The organism is uncultured Roseibium sp. (assembly GCF_947499295.1).
In the GTDB taxonomy this organism is placed as follows: Bacteria; Pseudomonadota; Alphaproteobacteria; order Rhizobiales; family Stappiaceae; genus Roseibium.
This window is the reverse complement of sequence record NZ_CANMNP010000008.1, coordinates 93,368-109,327: the sequence shown is the minus strand read 5'-3', so window position 1 is coordinate 109,327 and position 15,960 is coordinate 93,368. Positions and strand designations below refer to the sequence as shown.

The following is a 15,960-nucleotide window of genomic DNA, read 5'->3' as shown; positions in this document are numbered from 1 at the left end:
AGTGTGTCCGGCCTAGTTTATCCCGGTAATCTGGATTTCGAAGGTCAGGTCTTTGCCTGCCAACGGATGATTGGCATCCAGGATTACTTCCGCTTCGCCTACCTCCACCACGGTTACTGTCATCATCTGGCCGTTTTCGGTCTGCGCCTGTAGTTGGAGACCGACTTCCAGAGGCACATTTTCAGGAATATTCGAACGCGGTACAGCTTGCCGGGCATCCGGGTTGACCGGGCCATAAGCATCTGCAGCTGCAATATTGACGGTCTTTTCATCCCCCACTTTCATGCCCGGTATGGCGCGATCGAGACCGGGAATGATCTGGCCGGAGCCAACCGTAAACTCCAGGGGCTCTCTGCCTTCGGAGCTGTCGAACACGGAACCGTCGTCAAGTGTGCCCTTGTAGTGAAGGCGAACCGTGTCGCCGCTTTTGGCTTCGGTCATGATGCGTTTCGCAATTCTGTCTGGGGGGTGAGTTTTGAGGCCGCAGCTTGCCGGCGGGTGCTCGTCGTGCAATGCAGCCTAAAGCAGGCAATATAAAAGTCAAAGTGCACCGAGCGACTGAAAGAGCCTCGTCTGACCAGTTGGATGTTGCCGCATGCTCTTGCCCCGGCGGACTATCAACCAAGTCGCGACGGGTAGCTCGGCAGAAAAGATGACCAGTGTGTGGCTCTAAGTATTTCAATGAGAATTCTCTAGATATTCTTTGATATTGTAAAAACTGTCGAGCAGAACACTTTTTAAGTGCATCATATGAAAATTTGTCAAATATAAGTTGTGTCCTTCTAGTCTTCCCCACTTTGTAAAGGGGTTGGGGAATGGGCTCTCATGAAATTGACAAGGAGCGAGGTAAGCGCCTCAGGCAGGCGATGCTTGTGCGTGGACATCGAAAGGCTTTGGCCCTTGCTGTTGAACTCAATATTTCGCCGGCAGCGATTACGAAATGGAAGCAGGGCCATGCAATGTCGGTCGGGAATGCCTGCAAATTGGCGCGTTCTCTGAACGTTTCACTTGATTGGCTTCTCTTGGGCCGCAATGGCCCGGATTGGGTGCAGCCAAATCAGATGAGTGCCCTTGAGTCTGATCTTGTCGAGAGTTCGAGGGCGCTCCCGATTAGGGTTGCAGAGCTGCTTGTTGAGTTGCTCTCCGAGATCCAGAGAAGGTGATCAGTGCGCATCCAAAATTCAACCAGTGGTAAATTTAATTAGATTTCAAAACCATAAGTAAACAACTTTAAATAGAAAAAAACTCTCTTATGGGTCAGCATATTCCTGAGAGGAAGTTTCCATTCTTGTAGTTTAGTTAAATAAAAATTTTGGAAGTGAAAAAACCCTCTCAATAAAATTAATGTAACAGGAGATTGTAATGTCTACTCTTCTAACGATTAATGTCAAAAATCTAGAATCGGCAACGCAAGGATTCTATTTCTTTCAGCAGCCTGCAGTTTATACGGGTGGAGGAGAGGTTTATAGCAACAGCCTCTATGCGCAGAGCCTTGGCAACTATAGTCAAACAGGGTCGATTTTGACATTCCAGGTAAATATGCAGTTCTATGCCGGAATTCAGGAGGCGCACAGCACCCCCAAGGTTGGCCAGTCTTCAGGCTTTTCTTCAGCAAGTCGGGCAATCGATCTTGCACCTGCATCCGGTTCTGCAAACGACTGGACGACAGCATCTGTCAGTCCTTTGGGATTGACACAGCCAACATCGGGGACAGGCGTTCAGCCGGGAGCCTTCCGCATCACGACGCCGACTTATTCTCCTCCAGCCATCTACAACGTTGGCTCCGCTGTGGAAGTCAATGGTGGTATCACACTGTCGAACTTCGTCGTTGCCAATCCCAACAACAACACGGATTGTCAGCCTATCCTGAAGTACTACGTGCAGACCGGTGACTTCACTCCCGGAACGGTTATGAACTTCACAGCCTCAAGCGTAGATGCTGCCATCTGCGACTTCACCGGCGGTCACTCGATCATCGACGTCACACTGAATTCGAACGGTACCTGGGTGACGGATATCGTCAAATAGCCCTTGATACGTTCTTGGTGTTGACGGCGTGAGCGGTTCGTTCTTCCTGTCCGGTCTGCTCACGCCAGCCTAATTCAAGTCAATTTCGCGAAAATAGCAGTTCGCCTTCCAAGGCAAGGGACGGCGCGTTCCACCGACGTTCGGCTCAGATCGAAACGCGAAATGCTTCCCCGTTGCATGGATAGCAAGCCTGAAGGCAGCGACAATGACCGCTCAATATCAAATCATAATTCAAAACCTTTCCAGCCAACCGGCGGACTTTTACGCTTTCCAAGATCAGGCAACGTTTCAAAATGCCGGTTCCCCGGCCAGTATCAAATCAAGTTGTCTGGCAGGCAGTTCATTGGCGCCTCACGCGACCTCCGGGTCACAGCTGAAATTCAGTTTTGATAAACAGGTTTATGCCGGCGCTATTGGTATTGGGGCAAACGAGGCCGTCACGCGCTTCAATGCGAGGATCTCTCTGGATACGACCGAAAGTGTGGGCATCCAGACTTCCGCGGCTCAACCCATTAGCCTTACACCGTTGGCGGCGGGTCAAAAGGCCGACAACTACTCGACAATGAGTTTGAACCCGCTTGGGCTCTCGACCCCTATTGAAAAGCAAGGTCTGCCGGGCGGTTACTTCGGAGTTGAGATACCTGTTTATAAACCGTCGCCAACGCCGGAACTTTTTTGCGGGTGCGCAACGATAAACCAGAACGGCACCATAGTGCTGTCAAGCTTCGTTTCTCCGCATCCCAACAGCCAGCTCTATTGTGCGCCAGTCTCCAAGTACTTTGTCAAAGTTGGGGACTTCGAGGTCGGGGCCGTTGTTCCGTACGACACCTCTCATGCAGCAACCTGTGATTTCACTCTTGGGTATCAGGTCATCAAGGTGGTCTACAATCCAGACGGCACTTTCACCACAACAGGCAGCTGAGGGACCTCCGTCGCCCGGAGCGCTCCACCATGCGCTCACCAGATGCCTCAATTAAAAGGACGACGACAATGCTGAAGTTCAAAAACGGAAAACCGCGTCTCCATTTCAGAAGAGCGCGTGTGTCTTTGTTGGCGGTGGCAGCTTGGGTTTGTGGGTTGTTAGCCGTGCCCGTTTCCGCCTCCGCGCAATTGGCGTTCTCGGCAGACTGCCGGGATTTCCAAGCAATCCCGGTCGTGGCGCCTAACGACGCCATTCTGTTTTCCAAGCACCCGGTGCCACATCCGGACGGTACCGCAACCGTTTTCGCCATCAATGGCCTGGAGAATTATGTCGTACCCAATGGGTTCAATTCCTGCGTCGTTGCCGCGCCGGCTGCCAATGACAGCTACTGCTTCCAGGCACGCAGTGACAACACGATCGATCAGGTCGGGTTTCGCGCAATTCGAGATCCAGGTGGGCTTACACCTTGCCAATAGTCAGCTGCAGAGCGTTCGAAGCGCTCCTGAAGGGAGAAACGTCAAATGCCTTATATTTTGAAAACCTATGAAACTGGAACAACCTTGTCACAAACATCGGATGCACCACAAGCGACGGGAGGTTTCGAGGAATACGCCCAAGCCGGTTGGGTTCCTGCGGCAGCTGGATTGGGACTTCAGCGCGATGGTGTCTACCGCCTAGATGACCCGATGCCGGGCGGTGTAAAGCGCAAGATAAGGATCGTTGCGATTGGAGCCGGCTTGAATGCTTTCACCTATGTTCGTGACGGTGTTGCCTGACCGGTGTCAAAGAAAGTTCTTGCTTGAAAAAAAAGCCCGGCATCGCTGCCGGGCTTTTCCGTTTCTGGTCCTGAAAGTGACCGGAAAATTTAGTCGTCTGTTTGCTGCTTCAGAGCAGCACCCAGGATATCGCCGAGAGATGCGCCGCTGTCGGACGAACCGTACTGAGCAACAGCTTCCTTCTCTTCTGCGATTTCCAGCGCTTTGATCGACGCTGCAACCTTGCGGGTCTTCTTGTCGAACTGCGTGATGCGTGCATCGAACTTGTCGCCGACAGAGAATTTCTCAGGACGCTGGTCCTCGCGGTCACGGCTGAGATCAGCGCGACGTACGAAGGCTGTCAGGTCGCTGTCCGCGATCTTGACTTCCAGGCCACCGTCTTTGATTTCGATGACTTCACAAGTGACGACAGAGTTCTTGCGGATCTCGCCGGCAGCACCAGATTCCATCGGGTCGCCGGTGAGCTGCTTGATACCGAGTGAGATACGCTCTTTCTCAACATCAACATCCAGAACGACGGCCTTGACCATGTCGCCCTTCTTGTACTCTTCGATGACCTGCTCGCCCGGACGGTTCCAGTCGAGATCGGACAGGTGCACCATGCCGTCCACGTCGCCGTCGAGGCCGATGAACAGACCGAATTCGGTTTTGTTCTTGACTTCGCCTTCGACATTCGTGCCGACCGGGAACTGTTCAGCAAACGCATCCCACGGGTTCTGCAGGGTCTGCTTGAGACCGAGCGAGATGCGGCGCTTGACCGGATCGACTTCCAGGATCATCACTTCGACTTCCTGAGAAGTGGAAACGATCTTGCCCGGATGGACGTTCTTCTTGGTCCAGGACATTTCTGAAACGTGGATAAGGCCTTCGATGCCCGGCTCCAGTTCCACGAATGCACCATAGTCGGTGATGTTGGTCACGCGGCCGGTGAACTTGGCTTCGATCGGGTATTTGGCTTCGATGCCATCCCACGGATCGGTCTCAAGCTGCTTCATGCCGAGGCTGATGCGGTGCGTTTCCTGGTTGACGCGGATGATCTGCACCTTGACGGTCTGGCCAATGGTGAGAACTTCCGACGGATGGTTGATGCGGCGCCACGCGATGTCGGTGACGTGCAGCAGACCATCGATGCCGCCGAGGTCGACGAACGCACCGTAATCGGTGATGTTCTTGACCACACCTTCCACGGTATGACCTTCTTCCAGGCTCTGGACCAGCTCGGAGCGCTGCTCCGCACGGGTTTCTTCCAGAACGACACGGCGCGATACGACGATGTTGCCGCGACGCTTGTCCATTTTCAGGATCTGGAACGGCTGAGGCGTATGCATCAGCGGGGTCACGTCGCGAACCGGGCGGATGTCCACCTGGGAACGCGGCAGGAAGGCAACAGCGCCATCCAGATCGACGGTGAAGCCGCCTTTGACCTGGTTGAAGATCTGGCCGTTGACTTTTTCGTTGGCTTCGAAGGCGACTTCGAGGCGAACCCAGCTTTCTTCGCGGCGGGCTTTTTCGCGCGATAGAACGGCTTCGCCAAGAGCGTTTTCGACACGCTCCAGGTAAACTTCAACTTCGGTCCCGACGCCCATTTCGCCGTCGCGGCCCTTGGCGCCGAATTCCTTCAGCGGCACACGGCCTTCAACCTTCAGGCCGACGTCGATGACGGCCAGGTCTTTTTCGATAGCAACGACGGTGCCTTTGACAACAGCACCTTCGTAAAGGTCGTTCTGGACGAAGGACTCTTCGAGAAGAGCCGCAAAATCCTCGGTGGAGGGATTAAAATCAGTCAAGTCTTTCTCCTGGCGCCAGTTGGCGCACCGCCGGCGGGTTGGTGTTGCACTCCGGATTGGCCTTCTCCCGGGATCGCGTTCTCGCTGATCCTTCCGCTTACAAGAAGCGGGCCGGCGGGGCAGGAGCCGGAAAATCCGGTCTCGTCACAGGGCGCGGTTTTGGCTGCGTCCTGCCGAAATCTCTTAGGTGTTCCTTTTAAGAACCTTTGGCCTTTCAGCCTGTCTGTTCCGGATGCACGAACAGGGGCGCACCAAAGGTGAACCCCACATTGCTACCTAGCAATCCTTGGCACGGGACACGATATCCACAGCTGCCTGGAACGCGGTCTCTATATCCATTTCTGTCGTATCAAGCAAGACCGCATCTTCCGCTTGTTTCATTGGTGCGACGGTTCTTTGGCTGTCACGTTCGTCGCGGCGCTTCAAATCATCCAGAACAGAGGCGTAATTGGCGTCTTGGCCCTTGGAAATCATTTCGTCGGTGCGCCTGCGCGCGCGCGCTTCTGGCGAGGCAGTCACAAATAGCTTCACCGACGCGTCGGGACACACGACCGTGCCGATGTCGCGCCCGTCGAGCACGGCACCCGGTGGTGTTTCGGCAAAGCGGCGCTGCAGATTGACAAGTTCTTCGCGCAGGCCACCCAAAACCGCTATGCGAGATGCGGCTTCACCGATTTCATGCGCGGACAGGACGCTCTTGTCCATTTGCGCAAGATCCAGGTTTTGGGCGATCTCGATTGCAATCGCTTCATCGCCAAGCGGCAGGCCCTTGGCAAGCAGGGCGGCTGCAACTGCCCGATAGGTCAGGCCAGTGTCCAGGTGTCTCAGGCCAAGATGGTCTGCAAGCCTCCGCGAAAGAGTGCCTTTACCGGACGCCGCCGGCCCGTCGATGGCAATGATCATGCGGCCTCGCTGGCATTGTTGGACAGCGTGGCACCCAAATCTTCGAACAGCGTCGTGAATGTTGGAAAGCTGGTCGCAATCACGGCGCCGTCGTCGACAGTCACCGGCTTGTGAGCCGCCATGCCGAGAACGAGGAATGCCATGGCTATGCGATGGTCCAGATGTGTCGTGACTGTTCCGCCGCCAATTACGTTGGAGCCTCCCGTCACTGTCAGCGTGTCTTCCGTTTCGACGCAAGGTATGCCATTGGCTTCCAGCCCACGCGCAACAGCCGCCAACCGGTCAGATTCCTTGACGCGCAGTTCTTCAAGCCCGGGCATGAACGTGTCGCCTTCAGCGAAAGCCGCGGCGATTGCAAGAACAGGGTATTCGTCGATCATCGAGGGTGCCCGGTCGGCGGGCACGGTAATGCCCTTCAGCAAGCTGGCCTTCACACGAAGGTCTCCGACCTCCTCACCTCCAGTTTCGCGCTTGTTAACGATCTCGATGTCGCCGCCCATCTCGATCAGTGTTGTGATCAGACCGGTGCGGTGTTCGTTCAAAAGAACGTTCTCAATGGTGACATCGGAGCCCGGGACAATCAGGGCTGCGACAAGTGGAAAGCCTGCAGAGGACGGGTCACCCGGCACGTCAATGTCCTGGGGTTTCAATTCAGGCTGTCCCTGAAGCTTGATCACCCGTTCGCCATCGTCATTCAGCGACACGCTGATCTGGGCGCCGAACCCTTTCAGCATCTTTTCCGTGTGGTCGCGCGTTGCGATCGGCTCGATAACCGTTGTCTCGCCAGGCGCGTTGAGACCGGCCAGCAAGACGGCGGATTTCACCTGAGCGGATGGCATCGGTACACGATAGGTGATGGGCATTGCCAGCTCCGCGCCTCGGATCGACGCCGGCAGACGGTCGCCATCGCGGGCTATGACACTTGTCCCCATGTCGCGCAATGGATTGAGGACCCTGCCCATCGGTCGCTTCGACAAGGATGCGTCGCCGACGAAGGTGGCGGCAATGTTATGACTGCCGAAGATACCCATGGTCAGGCGTACGCCCGTGCCCGCATTGCCGAAGTCGATAACGTTTTCCGGTTCCAGCAGACTGCCAAGGCCGATACCGTCGACCGTGTAACGGCCATCGTCATGTTTTTCGATTGTCGCACCAACTGCGCGCATGGCGTTGGCGGTTGCCAGAACATCTTCTGATTCAAGAAGCCCTGTGACCGTTGTTCGGCCGACAGCAAGCGTTCCGAACATCAAAGATCGGTGGGAGATGGATTTGTCGCCGGGCACCCGGATGGTGCCGGTCAGGTGGCTGCCTGAGCTGGTTGTGAGGGGCGCAGGCGCGTTGTTATGTGACATTTTCAATGTCCGCGGATTGGATCGGTTGTCAAAAGGTGCCACGTCCTATCACGCGAATGCAGCTTCGTCATCTTTTCCCATGCGATTCACGATTAAGGACATTCCGTGCGCCCGATCACTGTTGCCAGGCAGTTGCGCATGACAAAAAAGCGAGTGGGGAAAACCGGGCAGACGCTTGAAATTTTTCCGACAACATGCAGAACAATGGGTCAACGAACATTTTTCTATCGATTTGCCTTTGACAGCGAAACGGCTTGCAGCTATGGGGCTGCCCACCAATTCAAGTCGGCTAAATTAAAACGAAGGGTAAGCACAGTGGCAAAACCTGAACTTGGCACAAAGCGGCTGTGCCCGAGCTGCGGCGCAAAATACTACGATCTCAATCGGGAACCGGTTACGTGCCCGAAATGCGGTACCGTTTTCGAAGCGGTGATGACCTCTCGTGCGGCCAAGGCGGCCAAGGTTGAGGAAAAACCGGAAGAAGAAGAAGAAGAAGAAGACGCTGCCGCACCGGAAATCGTGACCCTGGAAGAAGCGGATGCGGAAGCGGAAGGTTCTGACGACGAGGATGTGCCGGATATCGACGATACCGACGTTGATCTCGAGGAAGACGACGACGACAGCAGCGACGATGTTTTCATCGACGACGAAGATGAAGACGACGAAGCCGTGCCAGGTATCCGTGTCGAGATAGACGAAGATACCGACCGGTAACTAATTGATTTAGAAAAGATTTCGGCCTGCGCTTGTAAATCAGTGCAAGCCGAAGCCTGATCGGCGATTTTCTGCTTGATCTTGTGGGGCGGTGTGACTATGTTCCGCCCCCATCAGCGCCGGGTTCCCAGCCCGGACGCACTTGGAACATGGGGCCATAGCTCAGCTGGGAGAGCGCTTCGCTGGCAGCGAAGAGGTCAGGGGTTCGAGCCCCCTTGGCTCCACCATTCCTTCACAACCCAACTTCATTGAAGTTCCCAGAAGTCCTCTAAGGCACGTTTGCACCCGGAAAACGTTTGCGTTTATCGCGCCGACGAAACCGTTCTGCATTCCTGGTGGCCGTCAGGTCGTAGGCCACAAGCGGAGAGGATCCATGGGCCCTATATGGACCCCCTGCGCCGCAAATAGCTTTTGCCGATCGACCGGCAATGCCGATAAGCCGGCGAACACGGCAGATCTGTCCTGACCAATGGTGTGAAGGCCTTGCGGGCTGGTACCGGCGCCGTTCCCCTTTTCTGATTTGCACTGCTGCCGCCTGAGGCGCACAACAAGAATGTTTGTCACCGATTGTATCAGCCCGGTTGCCAGCGCGATGTTGCAAACATATGTGAGATTGCCAGAGAGACTTTCGGAACCGGACCGGCAACCAGTTGCACCTTGCAATCAAGGCATCCAATGAACGCGCGCAGAAAACGTCAATTGTTGATTTCAAAGGAGCTTCGGCGCATAGACGGGGCAGCGCCGGATGCGCGGCCTGTGTTGGCAAAACATGTCAAAATGGCCGCCTCGCCGTTTCAGTTCCTGCGGGGCGCTTCTCAGCTTTTTTATGCCGACCTTTCCTTTGGAAATCTCAGACTGCCAAATGCACTTCTTGACGTGCCTCTGACGCGCATTGTCGGCGACTGTCATTTGGCGAATTTCGGCTTCCTTACCGAAAATGGCAGCTACGGAGACACGGTGATCTGGGCACCCAACGACTATGATGATGCCGCTACAGGGCATGCTGCCTTCGACCTGTTGCGATTTTGTGTCTCGCTGTTTCTGGTTGCAGATTTTCTGGAGGGTCTCGTTGCGGGGCGTTATCGCAGCGAGAAGAGGTTCAAAAACAAAACACCACCGACCTGGAAGGATGCGGCAGGAGCGTCAGAGCGCTTTCTCAAGTCGTATCGCAAGGCGCTGGGCCAGATCGTGAAGGACACCGACAAGCGGGACGAGGCATTGAAACGTTTCGCCAAGGGGCACTTCTTGAAAAAACCTATCTGTAAGGCGCAAGCCAGGTCTGCGGGCGGCAAACATTTTGAGAAGAAGTCTTCTGTTGCCAAATTGACGAAGAGAACAGCAGCCGGGTTTCGTTTCGATCCTTCATCAGACAAGCTTGCAGAGGTCGCTCCTGTCCTTGCAGGTGAACTGAGGCAAGTGTTCGGGCCACATCTCGATGATGATGTTCTGGATGTCGCAAGGCGCATCGGGGCCGGGATCGGTTCGCTCAGTGTCGAGCGTTACTATTTTCTGGTTGGGCCGGACGCGGCACCTGACGCCGGGACTTTCAGGGAGACCCATGTCGTTGAGATAAAGCAACAGAGAGAAGCTGCGGTGATCCACCATTTTCCGGATCTGTCGCCTGTCAACCGGATGAACCCGGCGCATCTGACTGTGGACTGTCAGCGCCGCATGATGCGCCGTCCTGATCTGGTGCTGGATGAAGTTTATTGGAGCGGTTTGCACTGGCTCGTACGCTCGCGCCATCACGCAAGACTGACGGTTGATCCAGAGGACCTGTTGCGCACAAGGAAACCTGCGAAAGCGCTCAAGGATTATGCAGAGGCCTGTGGTGTCGCACTGGCGCGAACGCATTCTCGCGGCGATCGCCGCTCGGTGCGCTACGAGCGGGCCATGACGTCGGCATTGAAGACCTCTAGGAAGGAGTTGATTGCGCTTGCACGAAAATACGCTGGTCAGACCAGACAGGATTATGCGTTGTTGTTGAAGATGGTAGGGGCACACGGAGACGCATATGCAACCTGAGAAGGGCCTTCCCGCAGTTTTGGCAGGCCCGATTCTGCGTAAGGTCACACCGGACAGTGTGGCCATCTGGCTGGCAGTGCGCGCATCCGCCCGTGTGAAGCTGGAGCTGCAGGCGGAAGCCGAAAAGGCGATGGAATTTATCCTGACACCTGGCACCGAGGAGCTTTCCTGCATATGCGCGGGCGAAAGGCTGCACTATCTCCTGATAGACGTGCCGATCGACACACCGTTGCCCGCTGAAACATGGATCAGCTATCGCCTTAGCCTTGAACTTGAAGACGATCCGGAAAGTGGCTGGCAGGATCACACGATCTGGGCACCGGATCTCACCTATCCGGGCGTCAGTCGTCCCGGGTTCATGGTGCCCCAAAGGATCAAGTCCTTGCTGCATGGGTCATGCCGCAAACCGCACAGCGAAGCCGGCGATGGCTTGGTCGCAGCCGATGCCCATTTGAAAGCGCGCCTTCCGACCAGCGAGACCCCTGGTACGAATGAAGAAGGCTGGCCATCGCTATTGGTCATGAGCGGTGACCAGGTCTATGTGGATGACGTGGCCGGACCGATGGTGCAGGCGATCGGGGCACTTGCTCAAAAGCTTGGTCTTCACGACGAAACCTTGAGCGGTCTTGATACCGGACTTCCCGACTCTGGCCATGCCTTGCATGCTGCCGGCGGTTATCTCTATCGCCGCGACGGGCTGCTGCCAAAGATCGATCAGAACGCAAGGGTGTTCGACGTTCTCTTCGGCGGCACGAGCAAACCGATCTTCACTTCCCTGCACGCCCGCAATCATCTCTTCACGCTGGCGGAAATGCTGGCCATGTATTTGCTGGTCTGGTCGCCGGCCGTCTGGAAGGACATGCCGGAGTTCCAGGCACCTGAAGGATTGAGCGACAAGGAAATGAAGATGTACGCGGAGGAAACGGAGACCTTGAAGGCCTTCGTTGCCGACCTCCCGGCCGTAAGGCGGCTGATGGCCCACCTCCCGACTGCAATGATTTTCGACGATCACGATGTGACTGACGATTGGAACCTGTCGCTTGCCTGGGAACAGGCAGCCTATGGGCATCCGTTGGCTCGTCGGGTGATCGGCAACGCGATTATCGCCTATTCGCTGAACCAGGGCTGGGGCAATTGTCCGCAAACCTTCCGCAATACCCAGGAAGCGTTTGTGCGCGACGCATTGGCTGACCCAGGATCGGACCGCCACGATGCAGCAATCACGGCACTCTTGGCTCTTGAGGAGTGGGACTATCAATGGCAAACCGATCCGCCTTTGATCGTCCTGGACACGCGCACCCGCCGCTGGCGTTCGGAGCGCAATTCACATTATCCCTCCGGCTTGCTGGATTGGGAAGCGGCAACGGATCTTCAGTCTCACCTGCGCGGCAAGAACTCGGTCCTCCTGGTGTCCGCTGCGCCGATTTTCGGCGTCAAACTCATTGAAGCTGTGCAGAAATTCTTCACCGTTATCGGCAAACCGCTGATGGTTGACGCGGAGTATTGGATGGCGCACGCGGGAACGGCGGGCGCTATCTTGAATGTTTTCCGGCATCGCAACACGCCCAAGCATTTCGTGATCCTGTCCGGTGACGTCCACTATTCATTTGTCTACGACGTTGAACTGCGTCAGGTGACGCCAAGCCTGAATGGCGATGAACCGGACAGTCCTCAGATTTGGCAGATCTGCAGTTCCGGTATCAAGAACATCTGGCCGGAAAAGCTGATCCGTGTTTTCGACTTCTGCAACAGGTGGGCCTTTGCCCCGCGATCACCGCTCAACTGGTTCACCAAACGCAGAGGGATGCGCGTCATTCCGCGCAAGCCGGTAGGGACCCCGCATGGACAGCGGATCTTGAACGCTTCCGGGATCGGACTGGTCGAACTTGACGAAACCGGTGCCCCGACCTCCATCTGCCAGCTTACGGCCGATGGCAGAAAGGTGCCGTTTGAGCGGCGCGAGAAGGAGGCGAGGCTGGATTAGACTCGCACCGGCCTCGTGGCCGGGCGGACATCAATCCAACCCCTTGTCTCAAGATGCGGGAATGAACTATCCGCCTCTGGAGCCGGAACTGGACCGGCTGCCGAAACCGCCACGCGAAGCCACCGAAGTTCTTGTCTGAACTCTTGCGGCCTTGGGCGGTGTCTTGACGGCATCGTTATATGTACGCCAGCTGCCGCCGCCGTAACTGCCGACATAGTATCCGCCGGATGTGTAATAGCGCCTGCTGCCACGCTCCGGATAGACGGGCCGCACATTGTTCATGAGAGCCTGACTGGCAACAGCGCCTGTCAGGCCGGCAAGAGCTCCGGTTACGAAATAGCCGGAAGGTTGCGGCGAATAAAAATCGCTGCCGCTCGCCGATTCATAAAGGCAGGAATTGTTGCCGTGCTGTTCGTCGCACAGGTTGACCGTGTTGTAGCGTGGTCCCGAGGTCTGGTGGATTTGCTTGCCGGCCGAAATGACCTGGGTGCAGACTTCATCTGGAACAAAGCTGTCGGTGACGCACTCTTCCTCGGTCTTGTAGACGCGGCCTTCAAGATCCGGTTCATCGGAGCAGCTGGCAAGAGTTACTGATGTCGTTGCCATGACCACCAGCTTGATCGACTTGGAGCGTTTCATGAGTTTTCTCCCGACCGTCAAATCGGTCTGATGCAATTTGGACAATTGTCGCGGATACGTTCGTCCAGGATTGTCAGTAGGTGATGCAGGCTGCGTTCAGGAGGCCGACAGTGATCGAAATGGCAGCGAGCTTAATGCTGATTGCAATTTCACCTCGTTCAATGCGGTCGGTGATCTTTGGATAGAAGCGCCGGAAAATCTGATAGACGACGAGCTGTGCGATACACGCAATAATGCCCCAGATGATGAAATCGACAATGTTCAGCGAGTTCGCCGCAGCGCTGGCGAGCGGCAACGAGAAACCGACAAATGCCGCGCTGAAGACGACCGATGCCGAAACGTTGTTTTCCTTGATCAGGGCCATTTCGTCATGCGGTGTCATGGCGGTGTAGATTTTCATGAAAATCAACAGCATTGCGATTGCTGCGGCGAAATAGGCGATAAAGGGAAGAATGCCTGCGAGGGACGCCTGAAGGTCGGCCATTTTGGTCTCCACTGAAGTCAGAAGTGAATTAAACTGAAAAATTATGCCGTTCGAGGGGAAAGCCGATCATGAACGCAATACTGCGTTCCGCATTGTCCGGCTCCTCCATATTGATAAGAAGCATTTCGTCGCGGCCGTCTTTCAAGCCGCGTGCATATAACATTGCAGTTTGGAAGATGCGCCTGCGACCGCTGCCAGATCGGTCGTCGCAGACTTCCTCCCAATAGGTCATCGGGTCTTCCGGGCCGGTCGAAGTGTCGAACCAGGCGCGCTCGTACCGATGATTGCCGTTTTCGCCCTCCAATGTGTAACTGTTCTGGCGAATAGCCTGTTTCAGGCGGTTCCATTCCTGATCGCCTGAAGGATATTGCACATCATAAAAGTACCAGAGCATTATTTCATCGACCCGCTCGTCGCTTTGGCCGTCACCTCCCTGAAACTGGATCAGGAACCGATCGTCATCAGGATAAAAGCGGTGCATGTGTGACTGTTCGCCAAGGTCGCAATGGCCCTGTGCGGTGATCATGAGCGTTGAATCTGGTCGTTCGATCAGGCTGTCTTCCGGCAGCAGGCGGAGCGCAATCGGGTCGAATGTAATGCCGCGCCCGACTGTCAGTCCGAGCACTTCGGGAGGCTGCCATTCTTTGTTGCGCTTAAACAGTGATCCGAACATCGGTTCCCTCCAGCCCGGCACTGATTTCACTTGCGCTGAGCCGTTTGTTGGCAAGGTAGTAGACCGATCCACCGGACTTCAGGCTATCCGGGAAGGGCCGGAATACGAAGTTTTTGTCCTCGGGTTGAGAGATCGCAATCAGGGTTCCTTCTGATCCCGCGAGAGCCTTTTCCAGGATCCTGGTTGCCATCGGGTTGTCCGCTTCGACAATGGCTGAATAAATCGTCGCGCCGAGGCCAGCAGTCGACAGGGCCATCAGAATTTCGCCGGCACCAGGGTCTTGCGCTGCGCGCACCAGAGCTTCGCAGGCATTGGAGACCACTGGTTCGATATTGGCCAGCTTGCCCGCCCGTTTTGCTGTGTCCCTGTCTTCGAAATAAGCCGCGATATGAACGACTTCGTTCAGCTCGCGAATGGCCAGACAGGTGTTGAACGTTTCCGCGTCCGTCGCCGCATAGACCAGCACCTTCTGCGATCCGGTAATGGCAGCGCGGCGCAATGATTGAAGCGCATCCAGACGTTCCGCTCTGACAAAGCGGACGCCCTCCGGCACTTCGACGTTCTTTTCGCTTGCAAGAATGATGATCTTTTCGTCGCCATCCTGGCCCGCGACCAGGTTCTCCACCATGAGGGGGGTCTTGTCCCGGTGATAACCAACGATGACGGTGGCGTTCTGAATACGTTCGTAGTTACCGTTTCCGTCAGCCATACGCCTCACTCCTTCCACAAGCATGCCTGTCAGCCGGCCGAGAACTGCAGAGAATATCAAAAGGGCCCCCGGAAAAAACCAGAAGGCGGCAACCATGCGTCCCGCTCCGGTCTCCGGTGAAAGGTCACCATACCCGACTGTCGAAGCGGTCGTGGCGGCGAAATAGATAAAAGTCAGTGGATTGCTGGTCAGTCCCGCTTCGCCTGCTAGGAAAAACAGGAGCCAGGAGATCAGCAGATATCCGCAAATCAGTGTCGACAGCAGCCAGAGCTTGAGCTCCAGTATATGCTGATAAAGTCGTGATATGACGAGTTGCAGTAGTGGCACAGCGCGCTAATTGCCCCCGCTTGTGTTTGGCCCATAATGTGACGAGAGGGACGCTGGTTGTCAAACGCGCAGGCCAATCTGAAAAACCGCTTGAAACGGTCTGGTTTCACTTCTACTTGTTCGATGCTGGGAGTGGACCCGGTGAAAAATCTGGAGGCGATTGGATGAACGCACGGCAGACCCCCTGGACATTGCAGGAACTCAAGGACGCGCTCGAAGCGTCGGAGTCATTCGCAGAAGGTGAGATCAGCTGCAAGATCAACGAAGCACAATCGGACGTTCTTGAGGTTCAACTCCGCTCCGCAGGCGAAATCACACTTTTCCTGACCCTTGGAGAGACCCAGATCCTGACATCGACGGTGCTCTGGCCGCGCGACGCACAGGACGATCCGGGCGCATTCGAGGCGATGATGCTGCGCAATCACAAGAAGCTTCTGCCGCTATGCGCGCTCTCCATCGATGTGGTTGACGGTCGCGAATACTATGAACTGTTCGGAGCCATGTCGGTCCGCTCGACGCTGGATTCCGTCGAAACGGAGCTGCGCACGATTTCAAACAGTGCGCTTGAACTCGCCGCCGAAGTCGGCCCCAAGGTCAGCGCTGCAATTTAAAGCCGTTTCATCAAGCAAGGATATCT

General features: G+C 55.7%; 17 protein-coding genes and 1 tRNA gene. 10 read left to right on the top strand and 8 right to left on the bottom strand.

Annotated features, from left to right (window positions below):
* Positions 1-12: 12 nt before the first annotated feature.
* Positions 13-441: a peptidylprolyl isomerase gene (locus Q0835_RS14320; RefSeq protein ID WP_298962280.1), complete on the bottom strand. Its 429-nt coding sequence runs from the start codon at positions 439-441 to the stop codon at positions 13-15.
* 374 nt (positions 442-815) lie between these two features.
* Here Q0835_RS14320 and Q0835_RS14315 point away from each other — a divergent pair, with 374 nt between their 5' ends.
* The 5 genes from Q0835_RS14315 (at position 816) to Q0835_RS14295 (ending at position 3,726) form a co-directional block, all read left to right on the top strand.
* Positions 816-1,163 carry a helix-turn-helix transcriptional regulator gene (locus Q0835_RS14315; RefSeq protein WP_298962278.1) on the top strand — a complete coding sequence of 116 codons (348 nt, stop codon included), beginning with the start codon at positions 816-818 and terminating at the stop codon, positions 1,161-1,163.
* 199 nt (positions 1,164-1,362) lie between these two features.
* Complete coding sequence (locus tag Q0835_RS14310; RefSeq protein WP_298962276.1) at positions 1,363-2,028, top strand: hypothetical protein; 666 nt, start codon at positions 1,363-1,365, stop codon at positions 2,026-2,028.
* A 205-nt stretch (positions 2,029-2,233) separates the two neighbouring features.
* Positions 2,234-2,950 carry a hypothetical protein gene (locus tag Q0835_RS14305; RefSeq protein WP_298962274.1) on the top strand — a complete coding sequence of 239 codons (717 nt, stop codon included), beginning with the start codon at positions 2,234-2,236 and terminating at the stop codon, positions 2,948-2,950.
* A gap of 68 nt (positions 2,951-3,018) precedes the next feature.
* Complete coding sequence (locus tag Q0835_RS14300) at positions 3,019-3,426, top strand: hypothetical protein (protein WP_298962271.1); 408 nt, start codon at positions 3,019-3,021, stop codon at positions 3,424-3,426.
* A gap of 45 nt (positions 3,427-3,471) precedes the next feature.
* Positions 3,472-3,726, top strand: a complete 255-nt coding sequence (locus Q0835_RS14295) for a hypothetical protein (protein ID WP_298818935.1) — start codon at positions 3,472-3,474, stop codon at positions 3,724-3,726.
* 89 nt (positions 3,727-3,815) lie between these two features.
* Here Q0835_RS14295 and rpsA read toward each other — a convergent pair whose 3' ends face one another.
* The 3 genes from rpsA to aroA all read right to left on the bottom strand — a co-directional run bounded on the left by rpsA (position 3,816) and on the right by aroA (position 7,768).
* Positions 3,816-5,513, bottom strand: coding sequence for a 30S ribosomal protein S1 (gene rpsA / locus Q0835_RS14290; protein ID WP_152503900.1), 1,698 nt, complete (start codon positions 5,511-5,513; stop codon positions 3,816-3,818).
* A 276-nt stretch (positions 5,514-5,789) separates the two neighbouring features.
* Positions 5,790-6,416 carry a (d)CMP kinase gene (cmk, locus tag Q0835_RS14285; protein ID WP_298818937.1) on the bottom strand — a complete coding sequence of 209 codons (627 nt, stop codon included), beginning with the start codon at positions 6,414-6,416 and terminating at the stop codon, positions 5,790-5,792.
* Positions 6,413-7,768, bottom strand: a complete 1,356-nt coding sequence (gene aroA / locus Q0835_RS14280) for a 3-phosphoshikimate 1-carboxyvinyltransferase (RefSeq protein ID WP_298962269.1) — start codon at positions 7,766-7,768, stop codon at positions 6,413-6,415. Before aroA ends, cmk begins: the two co-directional genes overlap by 4 nt.
* A 315-nt stretch (positions 7,769-8,083) precedes the next feature.
* Here aroA and Q0835_RS14275 point away from each other — a divergent pair, with 315 nt between their 5' ends.
* From Q0835_RS14275 to Q0835_RS14260, 4 genes are all read left to right on the top strand, one after another.
* A complete protein-coding gene (locus Q0835_RS14275) occupies positions 8,084-8,482 on the top strand; it encodes a TIGR02300 family protein (RefSeq protein ID WP_298962256.1) in 399 nt (132 codons plus the stop codon).
* Positions 8,483-8,633: 151 nt separating this feature from the next.
* Positions 8,634-8,709 (top strand) — tRNA-Ala (locus Q0835_RS14270).
* A gap of 472 nt (positions 8,710-9,181) precedes the next feature.
* Positions 9,182-10,507 (top strand): DUF2252 family protein, encoded by a 1,326-nt coding sequence (locus Q0835_RS14265; protein ID WP_298962253.1) that lies wholly within the window; start codon positions 9,182-9,184, stop codon positions 10,505-10,507.
* Positions 10,497-12,491, top strand: coding sequence for an alkaline phosphatase family protein (locus Q0835_RS14260; RefSeq protein ID WP_298962250.1), 1,995 nt, complete (start codon positions 10,497-10,499; stop codon positions 12,489-12,491). The genes Q0835_RS14265 and Q0835_RS14260 overlap by 11 nt, the downstream gene beginning before the upstream one ends.
* Before the next feature lie 66 nt (positions 12,492-12,557).
* Here the strand turns inward: Q0835_RS14260 and Q0835_RS14255 are convergent, their stop codons facing one another.
* The 4 genes from Q0835_RS14255 to Q0835_RS14240 all read right to left on the bottom strand — a co-directional run bounded on the left by Q0835_RS14255 (position 12,558) and on the right by Q0835_RS14240 (position 15,323).
* On the bottom strand, positions 12,558-13,130 hold the full coding sequence (locus tag Q0835_RS14255; protein ID WP_298818947.1) for a DUF1190 domain-containing protein: 573 nt from the start codon (positions 13,128-13,130) through the stop codon (positions 12,558-12,560).
* Between the two features lie 73 nt (positions 13,131-13,203).
* Positions 13,204-13,614 (bottom strand): DUF350 domain-containing protein, encoded by a 411-nt coding sequence (locus Q0835_RS14250; protein WP_298818949.1) that lies wholly within the window; start codon positions 13,612-13,614, stop codon positions 13,204-13,206.
* A gap of 28 nt (positions 13,615-13,642) precedes the next feature.
* Complete coding sequence (locus tag Q0835_RS14245; RefSeq protein ID WP_298962246.1) at positions 13,643-14,287, bottom strand: DUF2491 family protein; 645 nt, start codon at positions 14,285-14,287, stop codon at positions 13,643-13,645.
* Positions 14,268-15,323, bottom strand: a complete 1,056-nt coding sequence (locus tag Q0835_RS14240; protein ID WP_298962244.1) for an ion channel — start codon at positions 15,321-15,323, stop codon at positions 14,268-14,270. Before Q0835_RS14240 ends, Q0835_RS14245 begins: the two co-directional genes overlap by 20 nt.
* Positions 15,324-15,487: 164 nt before the next feature.
* Here Q0835_RS14240 and Q0835_RS14235 point away from each other — a divergent pair, with 164 nt between their 5' ends.
* Complete coding sequence (locus tag Q0835_RS14235; protein WP_298962240.1) at positions 15,488-15,934, top strand: DUF2170 family protein; 447 nt, start codon at positions 15,488-15,490, stop codon at positions 15,932-15,934.
* Positions 15,935-15,960 lie beyond the last annotated feature (26 nt).